At 70.6% G+C, this 21,372-nt stretch carries 17 protein-coding genes; 13 read left to right on the top strand and 4 right to left on the bottom strand.

Annotation, left to right across the window (positions count from 1 at the left end; translation table 11 throughout):
- Positions 1–66 precede the first annotated feature (66 nt).
- Positions 67–2,349, bottom strand: a complete 2,283-nt coding sequence (locus OG448_RS14355; RefSeq protein WP_405554048.1) for a (Fe-S)-binding protein — start codon at positions 2,347–2,349, stop codon at positions 67–69.
- A gap of 296 nt (positions 2,350–2,645) precedes the next feature.
- Here OG448_RS14355 and dnaK point away from each other — a divergent pair, with 296 nt between their 5' ends.
- The 6 genes from dnaK (at position 2,646) to OG448_RS14325 (ending at position 9,523) form a co-directional block, all read left to right on the top strand.
- Positions 2,646–4,487: a molecular chaperone DnaK gene (gene dnaK, locus OG448_RS14350; protein ID WP_086692773.1), complete on the top strand. Its 1,842-nt coding sequence runs from the start codon at positions 2,646–2,648 to the stop codon at positions 4,485–4,487.
- Positions 4,484–5,134, top strand: coding sequence for a nucleotide exchange factor GrpE (grpE, locus tag OG448_RS14345; RefSeq protein WP_381097986.1), 651 nt, complete (start codon positions 4,484–4,486; stop codon positions 5,132–5,134). Before dnaK ends, grpE begins: the two co-directional genes overlap by 4 nt.
- A 45-nt stretch (positions 5,135–5,179) precedes the next feature.
- Entirely contained in the window at positions 5,180–6,361 is a 1,182-nt protein-coding gene (gene dnaJ / locus OG448_RS14340) for a molecular chaperone DnaJ (RefSeq protein WP_161201748.1), read from the top strand.
- 5 nt (positions 6,362–6,366) lie between these two features.
- Positions 6,367–6,825: a heat shock protein transcriptional repressor HspR gene (locus OG448_RS14335; protein WP_030816557.1), complete on the top strand. Its 459-nt coding sequence runs from the start codon at positions 6,367–6,369 to the stop codon at positions 6,823–6,825.
- A gap of 346 nt (positions 6,826–7,171) precedes the next feature.
- Positions 7,172–8,278 carry a sugar ABC transporter substrate-binding protein gene (locus tag OG448_RS14330; RefSeq protein ID WP_405554045.1) on the top strand — a complete coding sequence of 369 codons (1,107 nt, stop codon included), beginning with the start codon at positions 7,172–7,174 and terminating at the stop codon, positions 8,276–8,278.
- A gap of 219 nt (positions 8,279–8,497) precedes the next feature.
- Complete coding sequence (locus OG448_RS14325) at positions 8,498–9,523, top strand: LuxR C-terminal-related transcriptional regulator (RefSeq protein WP_391297418.1); 1,026 nt, start codon at positions 8,498–8,500, stop codon at positions 9,521–9,523.
- Between the two features lie 9 nt (positions 9,524–9,532).
- Here the strand turns inward: OG448_RS14325 and OG448_RS14320 are convergent, their stop codons facing one another.
- The gene (locus OG448_RS14320) at positions 9,533–10,546 is read right to left on the bottom strand and encodes a helix-turn-helix transcriptional regulator (protein ID WP_405554043.1); all 1,014 of its coding nucleotides are present in this window, start codon (positions 10,544–10,546) and stop codon (positions 9,533–9,535) included.
- Between the two features lie 349 nt (positions 10,547–10,895).
- On the opposite strand from OG448_RS14320, the gene OG448_RS14315 reads away from it, so the two are divergent.
- On the top strand, positions 10,896–11,231 hold the full coding sequence (locus OG448_RS14315) for a hypothetical protein (protein WP_030816552.1): 336 nt from the start codon (positions 10,896–10,898) through the stop codon (positions 11,229–11,231).
- A 139-nt stretch (positions 11,232–11,370) separates the two neighbouring features.
- Here the strand turns inward: OG448_RS14315 and OG448_RS14310 are convergent, their stop codons facing one another.
- Positions 11,371–11,784: a pyridoxamine 5'-phosphate oxidase family protein gene (locus tag OG448_RS14310; protein ID WP_405554040.1), complete on the bottom strand. Its 414-nt coding sequence runs from the start codon at positions 11,782–11,784 to the stop codon at positions 11,371–11,373.
- Between the two features lie 115 nt (positions 11,785–11,899).
- Between OG448_RS14310 and clpB the strand changes: the two genes are divergently transcribed.
- A complete protein-coding gene (gene clpB, locus OG448_RS14305) occupies positions 11,900–14,497 on the top strand; it encodes an ATP-dependent chaperone ClpB (RefSeq protein WP_405558801.1) in 2,598 nt (865 codons plus the stop codon).
- A 172-nt stretch (positions 14,498–14,669) separates the two neighbouring features.
- The gene (locus OG448_RS14300; RefSeq protein ID WP_030816547.1) at positions 14,670–15,200 is read left to right on the top strand and encodes a YbjN domain-containing protein; all 531 of its coding nucleotides are present in this window, start codon (positions 14,670–14,672) and stop codon (positions 15,198–15,200) included.
- Between the two features lie 74 nt (positions 15,201–15,274).
- Here OG448_RS14300 and OG448_RS14295 read toward each other — a convergent pair whose 3' ends face one another.
- Positions 15,275–16,462 (bottom strand): pyridoxal phosphate-dependent aminotransferase, encoded by a 1,188-nt coding sequence (locus tag OG448_RS14295; protein WP_405554038.1) that lies wholly within the window; start codon positions 16,460–16,462, stop codon positions 15,275–15,277.
- A gap of 819 nt (positions 16,463–17,281) precedes the next feature.
- Between OG448_RS14295 and OG448_RS14290 the strand changes: the two genes are divergently transcribed.
- From OG448_RS14290 to OG448_RS14275, 4 genes are all read left to right on the top strand, one after another.
- Entirely contained in the window at positions 17,282–17,809 is a 528-nt protein-coding gene (locus tag OG448_RS14290) for a DUF2617 family protein (RefSeq protein ID WP_405554036.1), read from the top strand.
- A gap of 80 nt (positions 17,810–17,889) precedes the next feature.
- Entirely contained in the window at positions 17,890–19,536 is a 1,647-nt protein-coding gene (locus OG448_RS14285) for a polyamine aminopropyltransferase (RefSeq protein WP_405554034.1), read from the top strand.
- Positions 19,537–19,578: 42 nt separating this feature from the next.
- Positions 19,579–20,478, top strand: coding sequence for an SRPBCC family protein (locus OG448_RS14280; RefSeq protein WP_405554032.1), 900 nt, complete (start codon positions 19,579–19,581; stop codon positions 20,476–20,478).
- Between the two features lie 76 nt (positions 20,479–20,554).
- Positions 20,555–21,343 carry an aldose 1-epimerase gene (locus OG448_RS14275; RefSeq protein ID WP_405554031.1) on the top strand — a complete coding sequence of 263 codons (789 nt, stop codon included), beginning with the start codon at positions 20,555–20,557 and terminating at the stop codon, positions 21,341–21,343.
- The last annotated feature ends 29 nt before the right edge of the window (positions 21,344–21,372 follow it).

Raw genomic sequence — 21,372 nt, 5'->3', positions numbered from 1 at the left:
CTACGGGTACGACGGCGCCCCCCGGCCTCGTGGACCGGGGGGCGCCGTCGTGTGCGAAGCGGTGCGCTACTTCGCCGGCTCGGGCTCCGGCTCGGTGGCGGGCTCGTCCTCGTCCGCGGGGTCCGCCGGGGTCCGGACGGAGTCCAGCAGGAGCTGGGCGACGTCGACGACCTGGATGGACTCCTTGGCCTTCCCGTCGTTCTTCTTGCCGTTGACCGAGTCGGTCAGCATGACCAGGCAGAACGGGCAGGCGGTGGAGACGATGTCGGGGTTGAGGGAGAGGGCCTCGTCGACGCGCTCGTTGTTGATGCGCTTGCCGATCCGCTCCTCCATCCACATCCGCGCGCCACCGGCGCCACAGCAGAAGCCGCGCTCCTTGTGGCGGTGCATCTCCTCGTTCCGCAGCCCCGGGACCTTGCCGATGATCTCGCGCGGAGGCGTGTAGATCTTGTTGTGCCGGCCCAGGTAGCAGGGGTCGTGGTAGGTGATGATGCCCTCGACCGGGGTGACGGGGATCAGCTTGCCCTCGTCCACCAGGTGCTGGAGCAGCTGGGTGTGGTGGATGACCTCGTAGTCGCCGCCGAGCTGCGGGTACTCGTTGCCGAGCGTGTTGAGGCAGTGCGGGCAGGTGGCGACGATCTTCTTGGCCGACTTGGGCTTCGCCGACTCGGGCACGACCTTGCCGTCCTCGTCCATCTCCTCGCCGAAGGCGGCGTTGAGGGACATGACGTTCTCCATGCCGAGCTCCTGGAACAGGGGCTCGTTGCCGAGGCGGCGGGCGGAGTCACCGGTGCACTTCTCGTCGCCGCCCATGATGGCGAACTTGACGCCCGCGATGTGCAGCAGCTCGGCGAACGCCTTGGTGGTCTTCTTGGCGCGGTCCTCCAGGGCGCCGGCGCAGCCGACCCAGTAGAGGTACTCGACCTCGGAGAGGTCCTCGATGTCCTTGCCGACGACCGGGACCTCGAAGTCGACCTCCTTGGTCCACTCCAGGCGCTGCTTCTTGGCCAGGCCCCAGGGGTTGCCCTTCTTCTCCAGGTTCTTGAGCATCGTGCCCGCCTCGGACGGGAACGCGGACTCGATCATCACCTGGTAGCGGCGCATGTCGACGATGTGGTCGACGTGCTCGATGTCCACCGGGCACTGCTCGACACAGGCGCCGCAGGTGGTGCAGGACCACAGGACGTCCGGGTCGATGACACCGTTCTCCTCGGCGGTGCCGATCAGCGGGCGCTCGGCCTCGGCGAGGGCGGCCGCGGGCACCGAGGCGAGCTGCTCCTCGGACGCCTTCTCGTCGCCCTCCATGGTCTTGCCGCCACCCGCGAGCAGGTAGGGCGCCTTGGCGTGGGCGTGGTCCCGCAGCGACATGATCAGCAGCTTCGGGGAGAGCGGCTTGCCGGTGTTCCACGCGGGGCACTGCGACTGGCAGCGGCCGCACTCGGTACAGGTGGAGAAGTCCAGCAGGCCCTTCCAGGAGAACTGCTCGACCTGGGAGACGCCGAAGACGTCGTCCTCACCGGGGTCGGTGAAGTCGATCGGCTCGCCGCCGGAGGTCATCGGCTGGAGCGCGCCGAGCGCGACCCCGCCGTCCGCGTCCCGCTTGAACCAGATGTTCGGGAACGCGAGGAAGCGGTGCCAGGCCACACCCATGTTGGTGTTGAGCGAGACCACGATCATCCAGATGAACGAGGTCCCGATCTTGATCATGGCCACCAGGTAGACCAGGTTCTGCAGCGTGGTGACGCTGAGCGCCTTGAAGGCCAGGACCAGCGGGTACGAGGCGAAGTAGGCCGCCTCGTAGTGGTCCACGTGGTGCAGGGCGCCCTCGAGGCCGCGCAGGGTGTAGATCGCCAGGCCGATGGTGAGGATGACGTACTCGACGAAGTACGCCTGGCCGGCCTTGGACCCGGCGAAGCGGGACTTGCGGCCCGGCCGGCTGGGCAGGCTCAGCAGCCGGATGACCATGAGCACGGCGATGCCGAGCACGGTCATCACACCGATGAACTCGATGTACAGCTCGAAGGGCAGGAAGTCGCCGATGAAGGGCAGCGTCCAGTCGGCCTTGAAGAGCTGGCCGAACGCCTGGGCCAGGGTCGGCGGCAGCGTCAGGAAGCCCACGGCCACGAACCAGTGGGCCACGCCGACGATGCCCCAACGGTTCATCCGGGTGTGGCCGAGGAACTCCCGCACCAGGGTCACGCTGCGCTGGTACGGGTTGTCGGTCCGGGTACCGGCGGGGACGGGCTGGCCCAGCTTGAAGTACCGGACGAACTGTCCGATGGCCCGGGCGAGCAGCGCGACACCGACCACGGTCAGGACCAGCGACACGATGATCGCGGCGAGTTGCATGAGGGGCTCCTGAGGCGGCCTCGAAATTACTAAGCGGTAACTTATGCAGTCCGTCTGAGACTACCCCCATCCTCCTGCGCGATGCAGCACGGCGCGGGGTGAGATGAGTCGCTGAGGGTTGCCTTCGCCGGGACGGCGGAACGGCGCCCATAGAGGGCAAGTCGCCCCCGTGCGCACTGCCTTGCATATAAGCGCCATATAAGAGTTGAGTCCGGTCGGCTCATGTCTGTTGACCCCGTGCGATCGGAGTGGCACACTTGAGCCAGTCCCACTCAAGTCCTCTGGAGGAATCAACCATGGCACGTGCGGTCGGCATCGACCTGGGCACGACTAACTCCGTCGTCAGCGTTCTGGAGGGCGGCGAGCCCACCGTCATCACCAACGCCGAGGGTGCCCGGACCACGCCGTCCGTCGTCGCCTTCGCCAAGAACGGTGAGGTGCTCGTCGGCGAGGTCGCCAAGCGCCAGGCGGTCACGAACGTGGACCGGACCATCCGCTCGGTGAAGCGCCACATGGGCACCGACTGGAAGATCCAGCTCGACGGGAAGGACTTCAACCCGCAGCAGATCTCCGCGTTCATCCTGCAGAAGCTGAAGCGCGACGCCGAGTCCTACCTGGGCGAGAAGGTGACCGACGCGGTCATCACCGTCCCGGCGTACTTCAACGACTCCGAGCGTCAGGCGACCAAGGAGGCCGGTGAGATCGCGGGTCTGAACGTCCTGCGCATCGTCAACGAGCCGACCGCCGCCGCGCTGGCGTACGGCCTCGACAAGGACGACCAGACCATCCTGGTCTTCGACCTCGGTGGCGGCACCTTCGACGTGTCGCTGCTGGAGATCGGTGACGGCGTCGTCGAGGTGAAGGCCACCAACGGTGACAACCACCTCGGTGGTGACGACTGGGACCAGCGCGTCGTCGACTACCTGGTCCAGCAGTTCAAGGCCGGCCACGGCGTGGACCTCGCCAAGGACAAGATGGCCCTCCAGCGCCTCCGCGAGGCCGCCGAGAAGGCCAAGATCGAGCTGTCCTCCTCCACGGAGACCTCGATCAACCTGCCCTACATCACGGCGTCCGCCGAGGGCCCGCTGCACCTGGACGAGAAGCTCACCCGCGCCCAGTTCCAGCAGCTCACCGCCGACCTCCTGGAGCGCTGCAAGACGCCGTTCCACAACGTCATCAAGGACGCGGGCATCCAGCTCGGCGAGATCGACCACGTGGTCCTCGTCGGCGGTTCGACCCGTATGCCGGCCGTCGCCGAGCTGGTCAAGGAACTGACCGGCGGCAACGAGGCCAACAAGGGCGTCAACCCGGACGAGGTCGTCGCCATCGGTGCCGCCCTCCAGGCCGGTGTCCTCAAGGGCGAGGTCAAGGACGTCCTGCTCCTCGACGTCACCCCGCTGTCCCTCGGTATCGAGACCAAGGGCGGCATCATGACCAAGCTCATCGAGCGGAACACGACGATCCCGACCAAGCGGTCCGAGATCTTCACCACCGCCGAGGACAACCAGCCCTCCGTGCAGATCCAGGTCTACCAGGGCGAGCGCGAGATCGCGGCGTACAACAAGAAGCTCGGGATGTTCGAGCTGACCGGTCTGCCGCCGGCCCCGCGCGGTGTCCCGCAGATCGAGGTCGCCTTCGACATCGACGCCAACGGCATCATGCACGTGACCGCGAAGGACCTGGGCACGGGCAAGGAGCAGAAGATGACCGTCACCGGTGGCTCCTCGCTGCCGAAGGACGAGGTCGACCGCATGCGCCAGGAGGCCGAGAAGTACGCGGAGGAGGACCACGCCCGCCGCGAGGCCGCCGAGTCCCGCAACCAGGGCGAGCAGCTCGTCTACCAGACCGAGAAGTTCCTCAAGGACAACGAGGACAAGGTCCCGGGCGAGATCAAGACCGAGGTCGAGGAGGCTGTCGCCGAGCTGAAGGAGAAGCTCAAGGGCGAGGACAGCGCCGAGATCCGTACGGCCACCGAGAAGGTCGCGGCCGTCTCGCAGAAGCTCGGCCAGGCCATGTACGCCGACGCCCAGGGCGCCCAGGCCGCCGGCGGTCCCTCCGCCGACGCCGGTGAGGCCAAGGACGACGACGTCGTGGACGCCGAGATCGTCGACGACGAGCGCAAGGACGGTGCCGCGTGACGGAGGAGACCCCGGGCTTCGAGGAGAAGCCCGACGTCCCCTCCGGCGCGAACCCCGACGACGCCGAGCCGAAGGCCGCCTCCGAGAAGGAGGCGGCCCCGGCGGGGGACGCAAGTGCGGACGCCGGTCTGGTGGCGCAGTTGGACCAGGTGCGGACGGCGCTCGGTGAGCGCACGGCCGACCTCCAGCGGCTCCAGGCCGAGTACCAGAACTACCGCCGCCGCGTCGAGCGCGACCGCGTCGCGGTCAAGGAGGTCGCCATCGCGAACCTCCTGACCGAGCTGCTGCCCGTGCTGGACGACATCGGCCGCGCACGGGAGCACGGCGAACTGCTCGGCGGCTTCAAGTCGGTCGCCGAGTCGCTGGAGACCGTGGCGGCCAAGATGGGCCTCATGCAGTTCGGCAAGGAGGGCGAGCCCTTCGACCCGACGATCCACGAAGCCCTGATGCACTCCTACGCGCCCGACGTCACCGAGACGACGTGCGTGGCCATCCTCCAGCCCGGTTACCGCATCGGTGAGCGCACCATCCGCCCCGCGCGGGTGGCCGTCGCCGAGCCGCAGCCCGGCGCGCAGACCGTCAAGGCGGAGGAGGCCGAGGAGAGCGCGGCCGACGACAAGGAGAACGGTGGCCCGGAGGAGGGCTGACGTAATCACGGAAATCATGCAGGTCCGGAAGGAGGGACGTCGGGGATGAGTACCAAGGACTTCATCGAGAAGGACTTCTACAAGGTCCTCGGCGTCCCCAAGGACGCCACCGAGGCCGAGATCAAGAAGGCGTACCGGAAGCTCGCCCGCGAGTTCCACCCGGACGCCAACAAGGGCAACACCCGCGCCGAGGAGCGCTTCAAGGAGATCTCCGAGGCGAACGACGTCCTCGGTGACCCCAAGAAGCGCAAGGAGTACGACGACGCGCGGGCCCTGTTCGGCAACGGCGGTTTCCGGCCGGGGCCGGGCGCGGGCGGTGGTCAGTTCAACTTCGACCTCGGCGACCTCTTCGGAGGCGCCGGCGGTGCGGGCGGCGCGCAGAGCGGCAGCTTCGGCGGCGGCCTGGGCGACGTCTTCGGCGGCCTGTTCAACCGGGGCGGCGCGGGTACCACCCGTACCCAGCCGCGCCGGGGGCAGGACGTCGACACCGAGGTGACGCTCAGCTTCACCGAGGCGATCGAGGGCGCGACCGTACCGCTCCGGATGACCTCCCAGGCGCCCTGCAAGGCGTGTTCGGGCACCGGCGACAAGAACGGCACGCCGCGCGTGTGCCCGACCTGCGTCGGCACCGGACAGGTCGCGCGGGGCTCGGGCGGCGGCTTCTCGCTCACCGACCCGTGCCCCGACTGCAAGGGCCGCGGCCTGATCGCCGAGCACCCCTGCACGGAGTGCAGCGGCAGCGGCCGGGCCAAGTCCTCGCGGACCATGCAGGTCCGCATCCCGGCGGGCGTCACCGACGGGCAGCGCATCCGGCTGCGCGGCAAGGGCGCGCCCGGCGAGCGCGGCGGCCCGGCGGGTGATCTGTACGTCACCGTCCATGTCGGCGAGCACAAGGTGTTCGGCCGCAAGGGCGACAACCTCACCGTCACCGTGCCGGTGACCTTCACCGAGGCGGCGCTCGGCGGTGAGGTGCGGGTGCCCACCCTCGGCGGGTCCCCGGTCACCCTGAAGCTGCCGCCCGGCACGCCCAACGGCCGCACCATGCGGGCGCGGGGCAAGGGCGCGGCGCGCAAGGACGGCAGCCACGGCGATCTGCTGATCACCGTGGAGGTGAGTGTCCCGAAGGACCTCTCGGGGAAGGCTCGTGACGCGCTGGAGGCGTATCGCGAGGCGACCGCGGACGAGGACCCGCGGGCGGAGCTGTTCGAGGCCGCGAAGGGAGAATGAGCCCGATGGACACACCAGGTCGTCGGCGCAACCCGTACGAGCTGACCGAGGAGACCCCGGTCTACGTCATCTCGGTCGCCGCGCAGCTCTCCGGACTCCATCCGCAGACGCTCCGGCAGTACGACCGCCTCGGTCTGGTCTCCCCGGACCGCACGGCGGGGCGCGGGCGGCGCTATTCGGCGCGTGACATCGAACTGCTCCGCCAGGTGCAGCAGTTGTCGCAGGACGAGGGCATCAACCTGGCCGGCATCAAGCGCATCATCGAACTGGAGAACCACGTCGCGGCCCTCCAGTCCCGTGTCGCGGAGCTGGAATCGGCCCTGGACGGCGCGGCGGCGACGATGCGTCAGCGCGAGGCCGCCGTGCACGCCTCCTACCGGCGGGACCTGGTCCCGTACCAGGAGGTCCAGCAGACCAGTGCGCTGGTGGTGTGGCGGCCGAAGCGGCAGCAGTCCGCGGACTGACCTCACTGGCCGGACCCGTCCGGCGAGCACCCTCGAAGGGCCGGGAGGCACGAGCCTCCCGGCCCCTTCGTGTTTTCACGAAGGCCGTGCACAGCGGGCGTTCACGCCGTGGCCGAGTTCATTCGCCTGTGTGTACGTAACACGCGGTTCGCGCGGGGAGGCTGTGAAGGGTGTTTACAGTGGATTACGCAAGGTTCCGCCAGGTCTTCACCTGCTGAACGCAGCGTGGTGTTGCCATCTCGTTAAGTTGTTTTGCTTGACGCCATGGGGCGCCTCCGCGTTGTCTTTTCAGACACCCGGGTCGCACGCAGCACCCCGTCGGAACGCACCTGAAGTGAGCCCTCCAATGCGTCGTATCGCCATGTCCGTGGCCGTCTCCACGATGGTCCTCCCGCTCGCCGGCTGCGGCGTCCTGAACGCGGCGGGAGACGACGCGAGCGCGAGCCCGACCATGGGCGACCAGGTCACCGTCGGCCTGCTGCTGCCGGAGAAGGCGAACACCCGCTACGACAAGTTCGACTACCCCATCATCAAGAGCAAGGTGGCCGAACTGACCCACAAGAAGGGCAAGGTCGAGTACGCCAACGCCGACGCGGACGCCGGTCAGCAGGCCGAGCAGATGCAGCGGATGATCGACGAGAAGGTCAACGTCATCCTGCTGGACGCCGTCGACGCGCACGCGATCGCGCCGACCGTGAAGAAGGCCAAGGACGCGGGCATCCCCGTCATCGCCTACGACCGGCTGGCCGAGGGCCCGATCCAGGCGTACATCTCCTTCGACAACGAGCTGGTCGGCGAGGTGCAGGGCCGTTCCCTGCTGGAGCGGCTGGGGTCGGGTGCCGGGCTCTCCGACAAGATCGTGATGATGAACGGCTCGCCCACCGACCCCAACGCCAAGCAGTTCAAGGAGGGCGCGCTCTCCGAGCTGAACGGCAAGGTGACGATCGCGGAGAGCTTCGACACCAAGGAGTGGAAGCCGGAGAACGCCGAGGCCAACATGACCGAGGCGATAGGCCGGATCGGCAAGGACAACATCGCCGCCGTCTACGCCGCCAACGACGGCATGGCCGGCGGCGTCATCAAGGCCCTGAAGAACGCCGGCGTCACCAACCTGCCCCCGATCACCGGCCAGGACGCCGAACTGGACGCCGTGCAGCGCATCCTGGCGGGCCAGCAGTACATGAGCGTCTACAAGTCCTACCCGGACGAGGCCGAGGCCGCGGCCCAGATGGCCGTCGCCAAGGTGCAGGGCAAGGACATCCAGTTCGACGCCCTCACCCAGGACCGCATCGACAGCCCCACCGACAAGCAGATCCCGGCCAAGCTGGTCCAGGTGACCGCGCTGACCAAGAGCAAGATCAAGGACACGGTCGTCGAGGACGGCATCTACACCGTCGACCAGATCTGCACCGCCCCCTACAAGTCGGCCTGTGCGGCCGTGGGCCTGCGCTGACGCGCCGGTACGCGGCCGGGGAGCGACCCGGAGACAGGTGAGGGAGGCGGCCCCGGTGACGGCGGGGCCGCCTCCCTCTTCGTGTGCCGGACCGCCCCCGGCGATCCGGGCATACCGGTGTTTCGCGGTCCGTGGGCCGGGAGGAGCCGTGTTGCGGAGGCGGGCGGGGCCGCGCATAGTTGCGCTGCGAAGTGGCGGCGACCGGGGGTGGAATGGGCGATGGCCGGGCACGCGACGGAGGAGCATCCCCACGGTGCCGACCGGCTGTGCGGGCAGGGGGACCGCGTGTACTCCCGTGCCGTGCGCCGGGGCCGGGTGCCCCGCGCGGACGCCGAGCCGGTGCCCTGCCTGCTGGAGCTGGCCCTGCTGCACCCCGACCCCGACGACATGGACTGGCTGGTCCCCACCTCCCCGCAGGAGGTGATGACCCGGCTGCTGCGCGGGGTCTACGACGAGGTCACCGAGAGCCGGCGCCGGATGGGCTCGGCGGTCGCCGCGTTCGACTGGTACGCCGGACTCGGCCGTCAACTGCCCGCCCTCGCCGCACAGGGTGAAGGCGCCGCGATCCGGGTGCTGGACGGGCTCACCCGTATCCAGGCCGCGATGGACGAGGCGACCGAGCGGTGCGCGACCGAGGTGCTCACCGTGCAGCCCGGCGGCATCCGGCGCGAGGCCGAGCTGACCGAGGGGCTGCACCGGGCGCTCGAACTGCGTGGCCGCGGGGTACGGATGCGCGACCTGTACACCCATGTCGCCCGGCACGGCCAGGGGTTGCTCAACTACCTGGAGCTGATGGGTGACGCGGTGGAGGCCCGCACCCTGGACGAGGTCATCGACCGGCTCATCCTCTTCGACCGCACGGTCGCCTTCATCCCCGCCAACACCGACCGCACGATGGCCCTGGAGCTGCGCCACCCGGCGCTGGTGGAGTACCTGGTGACGGTCTTCGAGCGGCTGTGGCGGCTGGCGATCCCGCTGACCGCGCCGCTGCCCGACACCGGCATCGAGGGCATCTCGCACCGCGAACGCGCCATCGCCGCGCTGCTCGCCGAGGGGCACCAGGACGCGGTGATCGCCGAGCGGCTCGGCATCAGCGTGCGCACCTGCCGCGCGCACATCGCGCGGCTCTCGGAGACCCTGGGCGCGACCAGCCGTACCCAACTCGGCGTCCGTATCGCCCAGGTGGGGCTGGACGGCCCCTCGCACGGACCCGCGCCCGCGCCCGCCGGTGCGCGTACGCCCTGAACGCCCCCCTCAGACCTCCTCGTTGAGGATGCCGGAGCGGGCGATCAGGTAGCCGAGCTGGGCCCGGCTGCCGCTGCCCAGTGCGGTGGCCAGCTTGGCGATGTGGGCCCGGCAGGTGCGGACGTTCATCCCGAGACGCCGCGCGATGGCCTCGTCGACGTGCCCCTCCACCAGCAGCTTGGCGATGGAGTGCTGGATGTCGGTGATGCCGTCCGGGGCGGTCTCGTAGGGCGTGCCGGCGCTCAGCGGGACCGCGCGGTTCCACATGAACTCGAAGACCTTGACCAGGTAGCGCACCAGGCCGGGGTGGCGCAGCTCCAGGGCGACCTGGCGGTCCTCGCGGACCGGGATGAAGGCCACCGTCTCGTCGCAGATGATCAGCCGCTCGACCAGCTCGTCGATGGTGCGGTACTCGGCCTTGCCGTCGGTGAAGCGGTCCACGTAGGCGAGGCGGTCGGCGCTGTAGCGGGCGGTGTGCTGGTACAGGGTGCGGATGCGCACCCCGCGCTCGATCAGCGGGCGGTCGCGGTCCAGCGCCTCCAGCAGGCGGTTCTCGGGGCTGCGGCGGCCGCCGGGCTGCACGGTGAGCACCTCGGTGCGGCACTGGCCGGTGGCGAGGTCCAGGGCCGCGTTGATGCGGTCCAGGCCCTCCAGGACGGTGATGGCGTGCGTCGGGGCGTCCTCGCGGGCGCTCAGCGTCATGAAGGGTTCGAAGATCTCGGAGAGCACGATGGACCGGCGCCGCCGCTCGGCGATCTCCCGCTCGATCGGGGTCAGCCGCTGGGCCAGCGCGACGGCCGGCGCCACGGGCCGCAGCCAGCCGGGATCGTCGGGGTCGGGGTGGAGCAGGGCGAACTCCATCAGGCACGGAGCGGCCTCGGCGTCCGCGCGCGGGATGCGGCCGGTGCGCAGGGCGCTCGCGTAGAGGCGGCTTCCTTCCGCGCACATCTCTGTCACCGCGTGGGGATGTGTCGCCTCTGTCCCGTTTGTTACCAAATCTCCACCCCCCAGGGTCCTGAACATGCAGGAACATGATGCACCGATCGTGTGGCGATGATGTGCCTGAATGAGCCATCGTCTAACTCGACGGGGGAAGAGGGGACTTTCAAGTGAGGACGAAGCCGACCATGCGTAACAGAATGCTTCGCTCGGCGCTTGTTGCCGCTCTCTCCGCCGTTGCGGCCGTCGGAACACTGGCGGGCCTCTCCGGTGCGACGAGCGCGCACTCGCCGGGTGACGGGGGGGCCGCGACAGCGGCGGGCGTTCAGGACACCCGGTGGGACACCACACCGGCCGACACCAGGTGGGACACCACGCCGGCGGACACGAGGTGGGACGTCGCCCCGCTCGACACGCGGTGGGACTGATCACCATGACCACGCCTCCCGACGACCGCTCCTTCCGTCGTGAGATGGCCACCGCCTACCGCTCCGGCTGGCACTTCATCGACCTGGTCACCGCCATCCCCCACAGCGGCGACTCGTTGATGGTGACGGTGTTCGGCGAGCCGGTGGTGGTCACCCGTGACGAGGACGAGGACGTACGGGCGTACCGCTGCCTGCGCAAGCCCCGCGGCGCGCCGCAGCCGGTGCGGTGTGCCGTCCGGTACGGCATGATCTTCGTCAATCTCGACCAGCGGGACCACCGTCTCGCGGAGCCCGAGGTCGCCGACCTCAGGACCACAACTGCCACCCCCCGCAGTGCCTGACGCGATTCCCCCGTCGTAAAAGATCGCCTCAGGTACTTCCCCCCGCAGCGGCGTCACCGTGACCTGAACACGGTGACGCCGCTGCAGTTTCTGCGCATATTTCGGGGTATCGGCACTCCGGCCACGGGGCCGGAATTCTTCAGCCGCGCCCGAGCGCGCGTTCCACCTGGATCTCCAGGGCGACCCGCAGCGGGTTCTCCCGCGGCTCCCGGCCGTACCGCTCGGTGAAGCGCCGCTCCGCCTCCGCGACCGCCGCCCGGTCCTCGCGCACCCGCGCCCGCCCCTCCAGCGTGGCCCAGCGCCGGCCGTCCACCTGGCACACCGCCACCCGCGCGCCCTCGTCCCCGGCCGCGCGCACCAGCGCCGCCTTGGTGCTGGTGCCGCTGGTGATGACACGGGCGATGCCCGCTTCGGGGTCCCAGGTCACGCACACCGGCACCACGTGCGGGCTGCCGTCCGGGCGCAGGGTGGTGAGCGTGCTCAGGTGCCGCTCCCGCCAGAAGGCGACGTACGCATCGTCCGGTGTGTCCAGATCCACGGAATATGAGGCCATGGCTGAAACCTAGCCAACCTGAAGTTCCCCGCCCTTAATTGAGCGCACCAGACTCAAGTTTGTGTACACTGGTTAAGTCATCAGTGGAGCAGTGGCGGAAGGGGAGAACACGCACGTGGACGCCGAGCTGACCAACAGGAGCCGGGACGCGATCAACGCCGCAAGCCAGCGGGCCGTGACGGAGGGGCACCCCGACCTGACGCCCGCTCACCTGTTGCTGGCGCTGCTCGCGGGCCAGGACAACGAGAACATCACCGACCTGCTCGCCGCCGTCGGCGCCGACCCGGCCGCCGTGCGTACCGGGGCCGAGCGCGCGCTCGCCTCGCTGCCCAGCGTGACCGGCTCCACCGTCGCGCCCCCGCAGCCCAGCCGGGAGCTGCTCGCCGTCCTCGCGGACGCCGACGAGCGCGCCGGGGACCTCGGGGACGACTACCTCTCCACCGAACACCTGCTGACCGGTCTCGCCTCGAAGGGCGGCGCCGCCGGGGAAGTGCTCCGCGAGCAGGGAGCCACCGCCAAGAAGCTGCAAGACGCCTTTCAGAAGGCCAGAGGAGGACGCCGCGTGACCACCGCCGACCCCGAGGGTCAGTACAAGGCCCTGGAGAAGTTCGGCACCGACTTCACCGCCGCCGCCCGGGAGGGCCGCCTCGACCCGGTCATCGGCCGGGACCAGGAGATCCGCCGGGTCGTGCAGGTACTGAGCCGCCGCACCAAGAACAACCCCGTCCTCATCGGTGAGCCGGGCGTCGGCAAGACCGCCGTGGTCGAGGGGCTGGCGCAGCGCATCGTCAAGGGCGACGTGCCGGAGTCCCTGAAGGACAAGCGGCTGGTCTCGCTGGACCTCGGCGCGATGGTCGCGGGCGCCAAGTACCGCGGTGAGTTCGAGGAGCGGCTCAAGGCCGTGCTCTCGGAGATCAAGGGCTCCGACGGGCAGATCATCACCTTCATCGACGAGCTGCACACCGTCGTCGGCGCGGGCGCCGGGGGCGACTCCGCGATGGACGCGGGCAACATGCTCAAGCCGATGCTGGCCCGCGGCGAGCTGCGCATGGTCGGCGCGACCACGCTGGACGAGTACCGCGAGCGGATCGAGAAGGACCCGGCGCTGGAGCGGCGCTTCCAGCAGGTGCTGGTCGCCGAGCCGAGCGTCGAGGACACCATCGCCATCCTGCGTGGTCTCAAGGGGCGGTACGAGGCGCACCACAAGGTGCAGATCGCGGACAGCGCGCTGGTGGCCGCCGCGACCCTGTCCGACCGGTACATCACCTCCCGCTTCCTGCCCGACAAGGCGATCGACCTCGTGGACGAGGCCGCGTCCCGGCTGCGCATGGAGATCGACTCCTCCCCGGTGGAGATCGACGAACTCCAGCGCGGGGTCGACCGGCTGCGGATGGAGGAGCTGGCGATCGGCAAGGAGACCGACCCGGCCTCCCGCGAGCGCCTGGAGCGGCTGCGCCGCGACCTCGCCGACAAGGAGGAGGAGCTGCGCGGGCTCACCGCCCGCTGGGAGAAGGAGAAGCAGTCCCTCAACCGCGTCGGTGAGCTGAAGGAGCGCCTGGACGACCTGCGCGGCCAGGCCGAACGCGCCCAGCGCGACGGCGACTTCGACACCGCCTCCAAGCTGCTGTACGGGGAGATCCCCGAGCTGGAGAAGGAGCTGGAGGCCGCCTCCGAGGCCGAGGAGGAGGCCGCGAAGGACACCATGGTCAAGGAGGAGGTCGGCTCCGACGACATCGCGGACGTCGTCGCCGCCTGGACCGGCATCCCGGCCGGCCGCCTGCTGGAGGGCGAGACGCAGAAGCTGCTGCGCATGGAGGACGAGCTGGGCAAGCGGCTCATCGGCCAGAGCGAGGCCGTACAGGCCGTCTCCGACGCGGTACGGCGTGCCCGCGCCGGGGTCGCGGACCCGGACCGGCCCACCGGCTCCTTCCTGTTCCTCGGCCCGACCGGCGTCGGCAAGACCGAACTGGCCAAGGCGCTCGCGGACTTCCTCTTCGACGACGAGCGGGCCATGATCCGCATCGACATGTCGGAGTACGGCGAGAAGCACAGCGTCGCCCGCCTGGTCGGCGCGCCTCCCGGCTACGTGGGGTACGAGGAGGGCGGCCAGCTCACCGAGGCCGTGCGGCGGCGCCCGTACAGCGTGGTGCTGCTGGACGAGGTGGAGAAGGCGCACCCCGAGGTCTTCGACATCCTGCTCCAGGTGCTGGACGACGGCCGCCTGACCGACGGCCAGGGCCGCACCGTCGACTTCCGCAACACCATCCTGGTGCTCACCTCCAACCTGGGCAGCCAGTACCTGGTCGACCCGGCGCTGGACGAGGCGGACAAGCGGCAGCGGGTGCTGGACACGGTACGGGCCTCGTTCAAGCCGGAGTTCCTGAACCGGCTGGACGACCTGGTGGTGTTCTCCGCGCTCAGCGAGGCGGAGCTGGCCCGGATCGCCCGCCTCCAGATCGACCGGCTCGGCCGGCGGCTGGCGGAGCGGCGCCTCACCCTCGACGTCACCCCCGACGCCCTGGCCTGGCTCGCGGAGGAGGGCAACGACCCGGCGTACGGCGCCCGCCCCCTGCGTCGCCTGGTCCAGACGGCCATCGGCGACCGACTCGCCAAGGAGATCCTCTCCGGCGAGATCAAGGACGGCGACACGGTCCGCGTGGACCGCGCCGAGGACGGCCTGAAGGTGGCTCCGGCGACCGGAAAGTCCCTGTAAATCCGGGCCCCCACGTTTGCCCGCGCGGTCCGGGTGTCACTCGTCCAGGCGACGCGTGGCACCCGCGCGCGGGCCGCGTGTCCGCCCGTGGCTGACAGGCCGCGCCGGGGCTTGCCACGGACCTCCCCCTCTGGGGGAGGATGGCGGAATTCCGTACGAAGGGAAAACCACGGTGAGCATCGACCCGTCCTCGATTCCGAACTTCGGGGGCCAGCCCGAGCAGCAGCCGCAGGGACCGGCGGGCCCCGTCCTCCCGGATCAGGACCTCGTGAAGCAGCTCCTGGACCAGATGGAGCTGAAGTACGTCGTGGACGAGGAGGGCGACCTCGCGGCGCCCTGGGAGCAGTTCCGTACGTACTTCATGTTCCGCGGTGAGGACGAGCAGGCCGTCTTCTCCGTGCGGACCTTCTACGACCGCCCGCACCAGATCGAGGAGAAGACGCGGCTGCTTGAGTCCGTCGACGACTGGAACCGGCGCACCCTGTGGCCCAAGGTCTACACCCACACCCACGACGACGGCACGGTCCGCCTCATCGGCGAGGCCCAGATGCTGATCGGCACGGGCGTCGACCTCAACCACTTCGTCTCCTCCGTCGTGAGCTGGGTCCGCGCGGCCATCGAGTTCGACAAGTGGCTCGCCGAACAGCTCGGCCTCGAGCAGGAGATCGACGACGCGGAGGACTCGGGCGGGGACGTGGAGTAGTCCACGGCCTGACCGACCGACGGCCGAGGGCCGGGGCGCGCAGTCTGGCGCCCCGGCCCTCGGTCGTTCCGTTGTCAGGCCATGCGGCGGAGGCGGTCCGTGGCCTCCTGGAGGATTTCCGGCTTCTTGCAGAACGCGAACCGTACGAACGGGGCGCCCGCCTCGCGGTCGTCGTAGAAGACGGCGTTCGGGATGGCGACTACGCCGGCGCGTTCGGGAAGGGCGCGGCAGAAGGCGAAGCCGTCCTTTTCGCCGAGGGGGCGGATGTCGGTGGTGATGAAGTAGGTGCCCGCGGGGCGGAAGACGCCGAAGCCCGCCTCCGCCAGGCCCGAGGCGAGGAGGTCGCGGCGGGCGAGCATGTCGCGGCGGAAGCCGTCGAAGTAGGAGTCGGGCAGCGCGAGGGCCTCGGCGACCGCGTACTGGAAGGGGCCCGCGGAGACGTAGGTGAGGTACTGCTTCGCCGAGCGGACCGCGCTGACCAGGGCGGGAGCCGCCGTCACCCAGCCGACCTTCCAGCCCGTGAACGAGAACGTCTTGCCGGCCGAGCCGATCGTCACCGTGCGGTCGCGCATGCCGGGGAAGCTCGCGAGCGGGAGGTGCTCGGCGTCGTCGAAGACCAGGTGCTCGTACACCTCGTCCGTCACCACCAGCAGGTCCCGCTCCACCGCCAGCTCGGCGATGGCGGCCAGTTCCTCGCGGGTCAGGACCGTGCCGGTCGGGTTGTGCGGGGTGTTGATCAGCAGCAGCCGGGTGCGGTCGGTGACGGCAGCGCGCAGCTCGTCCAGATCCAGCCGGAAGCGGTCCTCCGCCGGGCGCAGCGTCACCGGTACGCGCCTGCCGCCCGCCATGGCGATGCACGCCGCGTACGAGTCGTAGTACGGCTCCAGCGCCACCACCTCGTCACCCGGCTCCACCAGCGCGAGCAGGGTCGCCGCGATGGCCTCCGTGGCGCCCGCTGTGACCAGGACCTCGGTGTCGGGGTCGTACGCCAGCCCGTACCGGCGCTGCTGGTGCGCGGCGATCGCGTGCCGCAGCTCCGGCACGCCCGGCCCCGGCGGGTACTGGTTCCCCCGCCCGTCCCGCAGCGCCCGCACCGCCGCCTCCCTGATCTCCTCGGGGCCGTCCGTGTCGGGGAAACCCTGCCCGAGGTTGATCGCGCCGGTGGCCGTGGCCAGCGCGGACATCTCGGCGAAGATGGTCGTCCCGAACTCGGCGAGCCGGCGGTTGAGGTACGGACGTGCGGTGGAGGTCATGCCGGCCATCCTCCGCCCAAGCTCTGGAGTTCCTCAACTCGGCTTTGGGGTTCTTCACGGGCGGGCATTTCCCGGTCACCGCGCGGTGCGCGGGGTTGGACGAGGGGCCCACGGGGGGTCGCTTCGGGGGAAACGGGAGGAGGGGGGGACGCCATGGTTGTCGGCATCGTCCTCGTCGTGGTGATCGTGGTCGGAGTGGTCGTGGTGCGGTCTCGGCGGCGGCGTGCGTGCGGGGTTTCCGCAGGGAAGACGCGGTCCCTGCGGGGTGGGTCGTCCTCGGGGTCCTCCGGGTCGTACGACGGCGGGTCCAGTTGGTGGGTCTGGGGTGGGGACTCCGGGTCCTCCTCGGGCGGGCACCACAGCGGGGGGCACCACTCGTCCTGCGGGGGCGGGCACTCGTCCTGCGGCGGCGGGTCCTCCTGCGGAGGCGGCGGCTGCGGAGGCGGCAACTGAGCCCTCCGGGCCGGCACACCGAGGCGCTCGGGCGGCCGTAGCGGCGATATTCGGCCGCCTACGGTCGCCCCCGCGTGGCGGAAACGCCCAGTGAGCGGCGCCCAGGGTGCGCGAACCGGCGGAGCCCCATGCTCCGCGCCAGGCGTACGCCGTAGTTGAACAGTTGAGCTGTGGAGCCCTCTGAGGGATGGAAACCCTCCGAACTTGGGTAAAAACGCTGTGGCACGGCCAGTGTTCGTGATTCCCTCTAAAACACCACCTCAAGCCCTCGGACATCCGATGGACACCGCTTCTCCAGCCGGGCCGACCTGGCCGAATCGCCCGGTGTCACCGAGGTGCGCCGCCCCTCTCCTTGTGTGTTAGCGGAGCCGACCCATGCTCACGACCCTGAACACGTCCTACACCGACACCCGAGCCGCCGACCTCGCCTGGGCCCTCGGCCGCGAACCGCTCCCGGCCCTGGCCACCCTCGATCTCGAACTGAGCGGGGCGAAGATGCAGTTGAGGCTGCTCGGCGCCTCCCACCAGGTCCTTCTGGAGGAGGACCGGGGCAGTTGTTCGGAGACGGTCGCGTGCATCCCCGGCTCCTCCACGCCGCTCCCGCTCGGTGTCTCCAAGCGCGTCGGTGACTGGGAGTACGAGTTCGCGGCGCGCGTGGAGATGCTCACGCCGGGCTCCTTCGCGGGCCGCGCCCAGGAGTTGCTCGCACTGGTCTGCGACCACCCGCACGGACTCGCCGGGGTCTTCCCCGGCAGCCCGCACGCCTTCACCGCGATGCTCGCGCAGCGGCACGAGGGCCAGGTGCGGTGGCGTACCTGGCACGCGTACCCGCAGGACGGGCAGTTGGTGGCGACCCGCACCCGTGTCGGGGTGAGAGTCCCGGCGGGGCGGAGTGCCTGGTAAACCAACAGGGCCAGGTTGACGGGGAGTTTCCACACGTGTGGGTGACGAAGCGTCCCGCTGCGGTGACGTAACGTCGCAGCGTGATCGATCCGCACGCCCCCGTGTCCCGGGGTGCCCCGCTGTCCTCGGGTGCCCCGCCCTGGACCGAGCCCGCGCGGCTGCCCGTCGAGCCTGGTACCGGGCGGTTCCTGGTGCTCGCGTGCGTCTTCGTCTGCGCGGCCTGTGGGCTGGTGTACGAACTCGAACTCGTCGCCTTCGCCTCGTACTTGATCGGTGACTCGGTCACCCAGGCGTCCGTGGTGCTGTCGGTGATGGTGTTCGCCATGGGCATCGGCTCGCTCGGCGCGAAACGGCTTCGCTGGCACGCGGCGATGGGGTTCGGCGCGATCGAGACCGCGCTCGCGCTGGTGGGCGGGTGCAGTGCGATGGCGCTGTACGCGGTGTTCGCGTGGACCGGCGGCTGGGGCGGGATCTGGGCGGACGGGCCACGCTGTCTGCTGGTCGGATTCTCCCTCGCCATCGGGCTGTTGGTGGGCGCGGAGGTGCCGTTGCTGATGGAACTGATCCAGCGCATCCGACGCCAGGACGCGGGCGGGGCGGTGGCCGACCTGTTCGCCGCGGACTATGTGGGCGCGCTGGTCGGGGGGTTGGCGTTTCCCTTCGTACTGCTGCCGTTCCTGGGCCAGTTGACCGGCGCGCTGCTCACCGGGTCGGTGAACGTGGTCGCGGGGAGCGCGCTGGTGCTCGGGCTGTTCCGCCGCGATCTCACCCGGCGTGCCCGCTGGACGCTGCTGGTCGCCGGGGTGGCGGTGCTCGGGGTGCTCGCCTCGGCCGCCGTTCTGGCCGGTGACTTCGAGGCGGCCGCCCGGCGCGCGGTGTACGGGCCGGACGTGCGGGTGGCCGCGCAGACGGACGTACAGGAGGTGGTCCTCGCGGGGGGTACGGACGGCAAGCCGCTCGACCTCTTCCTCGACGGGCGGCTGCGCGTCGGCGGCCGGGACGAGCGGCGGTACCACGAGGCGCTGGTCCACCCCGCGCTGGCCGGGTCGCACCGGCGGGTGCTGATCCTCGGCGGCGGGGACGGGCTGGCCACGCGGGAGGTGCTGCGGCACAAGGGGGTCTCGCGGGTGGACGTGGTCGAACTGGACGCCGGGCTCGTCCGGCTGGCCCGCCACGACCCCGGGCTCTCCGCACTCAACGCGCACGCGTACGACGACCCGCGCGTGCACGTCACCACGGCGGACGCGCTGAACTGGCTGCGGCGGGCGCCGGCCGGGCGGTACGACGTGGTCCTCGCGGACCTGCCCGACCCCGGCATCACGGCGAGCACCAAGCTGTACTCCCAGGAGTTCTACGGGCTCACCCGCCGTGTCCTCACCCCGGACGGACGCCTCGCGGTGCACGCGGGTCCGGTGTCGGCGCGGCCCCGCGTCTTCTGGACGGTCGCGGCGACCCTGCGCGCGGCGGGCTTCTCCACCACCCCCTACCGGGTCCTCGGCCAGGACTCCGGGTTCGCCACCGGCCCCGACCGCTCGGCGGGCGCCTCCCGCACCCCGCACGACTGGGGCTTCCTCCTGGCCGCCCCCGGCCCGAAGGCCCCCCGCCCCCACCTCGACCTCCACCCCTACACGCTGACCGCCTCGGACCTGAGAGTGGACGTGGCGGCGGCCCGCCTCACCCGCGTACCGGGCCTGGCTCCCTCGACGCTGGCGCATCCGCGGTACTGAGGGCAGGTGCATTCCGGGGACTACTGGGTAGGCTCGGCCAACATGGAGCTCCAGGTCTTCGTTCCGGTTCCGGCCGACCGGCTCAGGGAGGCCCTCGCGGACGCCGTGAGGGTGGCTCGCGCGGTGCCGGGACTTCAGCAGGACGCCGGGGCGGAACCCGTCGCCGGCCGGCTGAAGCTGCGGGTCGGCGGCCACTCGGTCACCTACCGCGGCACCCTCGCGGTGAGCACCCGCGCGGACGGCACGTACGCGGTACGCGCGGACGGCACGGAGTCCCGCGGCGCCGGCACGGTCACGCTGTCCCTGACCCTGACCCTCGCCCCTGCGGAGTCCGGCACGACGGTCACTGTGGGCGGCACCGCCCAGGCGGAGGGCCGCCTGGCCGAACTCCCTGCGGACGCGGTGACGACCGCGGCGAACCGTCTGCTGACCCGCACGCTGGAGACGTTGGCGGCGGGCGCGTCCGAGGGCGCTGGGCCGGGACAGGCAGAGGGCGCGTCCGAGAGCACCGAGCCGGAAGAGGCGGAGGCCGAGGCGGCCGGGCCGGGGCAGCGGGCAGAGGCCGAGGACGAGAAGCCCGAGTCAGGCCAGCAGGCCGAGGCCGGTGACGAGAAGCCTGCCACCCCGCCCCCCTCCGTCTTCGACACCGAAGTCCCCCCGCCCTCCCTCGACCCCGAGACGGACGCCGCGATCCCCGACACCGTCCCCGACGGCCTGGAGGTCCGCGCCGAACCCCCCGCCGAGGCCGCCCACGCCCGCCGGACGATGATCGGCCGCAGCGCGGAGGAGGTCGACCACGCCCCACCCCGTGGCCGCTACGCCCCCGTCCCCGCCCCTCAGACAGTCACCGCCAACCCGGCCCTCCGCTGGGCCGCCCCGGCAGCAGCGGTGGCCGTCGCCTCGGCGATCGTGGTCGCGAGAGCCCTCCGCAAGCGCCACTGACCGCTCCGCGACAACGGTGGTCCACCCGGCTGGACCACCCCGCCCCACCCCGGGAGGGACCAGTAGGGTCGGTCCCGTGAGTAACGGAGAGATCACGTTGGCCGCGGGTGACGCGGAGGTACGGGTGCTGCCCGGTAACGGGGGGCGGATCGGCGGGCTGCTGGTCGGGGGCACCGAGTTGTTGCGGCAGGGGGAGCGGTTCGGGTGCTTCCCGATGGTTCCCTGGTGCGGGCGGATCAGGGACGGGCAGTTCCTGGACGGCGGAGTCGTACGGCAGATGCCGCTGAACTCCCCGCCGCACGCCATCCACGGCACCGCCCGCGACGGCGCCTGGCGCACCGCGCGCACGTCGACGGACGAGGCGGTGCTGACGTACGAACTGACCGACCCCTGGCCGCACTCCGGCAGGATCACGCAGATCGTGAGCCTCGGGGAGGACAGCCTGACGCTGACCATGTCCGTGGAGACGTACGAGGATTCGTTCCCGGCGCAGATCGGCTGGCACCCCTGGTTCAACCGGAACCTCGGCGGCGAGGACGTACGGATCGACTTCCACCCCGCCTGGCAGGAGGAGCGCGGCGAGGACCACCTGCCGACCGGCAACCGTATCGAGCCGAAGCCCGGCCCCTGGGACGACTGCTTCGGCATGCCCGACGGCGTCGACGTGCGCCTGACCTGGCCCGGACAGCTCGAACTCAAGGTGGCCAGCCGCGAACAGTGGGCGGTCGTCTACGACGAGCAGGACGCCGCCGTGTGCGTGGAGCCGCAGACCGGCCCGCCCAACGGCCTGAACACCGCCCAGCGCCTGGTCACTCCACTGGAACCGCTGGAGGCGTCCACGACCTGGACCTGGCGCCGCCTCTAAGCTGGGCGATATGACGACGGACGTAAACG

This window comes from Streptomyces sp. NBC_01171, assembly GCF_045039805.1.
GTDB lineage: Bacteria > Actinomycetota > Actinomycetes > Streptomycetales > Streptomycetaceae > Streptomyces.
This window is presented reverse-complemented; position numbering and strand designations above follow the sequence as displayed.

Bases quoted from the DNA above. Each gene is read 5' to 3' on its own strand.
- OG448_RS14315 (WP_030816552.1), top strand. From the start codon at position 10,896: ATGACCACGCCTCCCGACGACCGCTCCTTCCGTCGTGAGATGGCCACC.
- OG448_RS14325 (WP_391297418.1), top strand. From the start codon at position 8,498: ATGGCCGGGCACGCGACGGAGGAGCATCCCCACGGTGCCGACCGGCTG.
- OG448_RS14330 (WP_405554045.1), top strand. From the start codon at position 7,172: ATGCGTCGTATCGCCATGTCCGTGGCCGTCTCCACGATGGTCCTCCCG.
- OG448_RS14295 (WP_405554038.1), bottom strand. From the start codon at position 16,462: ATGGCCGGCATGACCTCCACCGCACGTCCGTACCTCAACCGCCGGCTC.
- dnaK (WP_086692773.1), top strand. From the start codon at position 2,646: ATGGCACGTGCGGTCGGCATCGACCTGGGCACGACTAACTCCGTCGTC.
- dnaJ (WP_161201748.1), top strand. From the start codon at position 5,180: ATGAGTACCAAGGACTTCATCGAGAAGGACTTCTACAAGGTCCTCGGC.
- OG448_RS14280 (WP_405554032.1), top strand. From the start codon at position 19,579: ATGGAGCTCCAGGTCTTCGTTCCGGTTCCGGCCGACCGGCTCAGGGAG.
- OG448_RS14320 (WP_405554043.1), bottom strand. From the start codon at position 10,546: ATGTTCAGGACCCTGGGGGGTGGAGATTTGGTAACAAACGGGACAGAG.
- OG448_RS14335 (WP_030816557.1), top strand. From the start codon at position 6,367: ATGGACACACCAGGTCGTCGGCGCAACCCGTACGAGCTGACCGAGGAG.
- OG448_RS14290 (WP_405554036.1), top strand. From the start codon at position 17,282: ATGCTCACGACCCTGAACACGTCCTACACCGACACCCGAGCCGCCGAC.
- OG448_RS14310 (WP_405554040.1), bottom strand. From the start codon at position 11,784: ATGGCCTCATATTCCGTGGATCTGGACACACCGGACGATGCGTACGTC.
- OG448_RS14355 (WP_405554048.1), bottom strand. From the start codon at position 2,349: ATGCAACTCGCCGCGATCATCGTGTCGCTGGTCCTGACCGTGGTCGGT.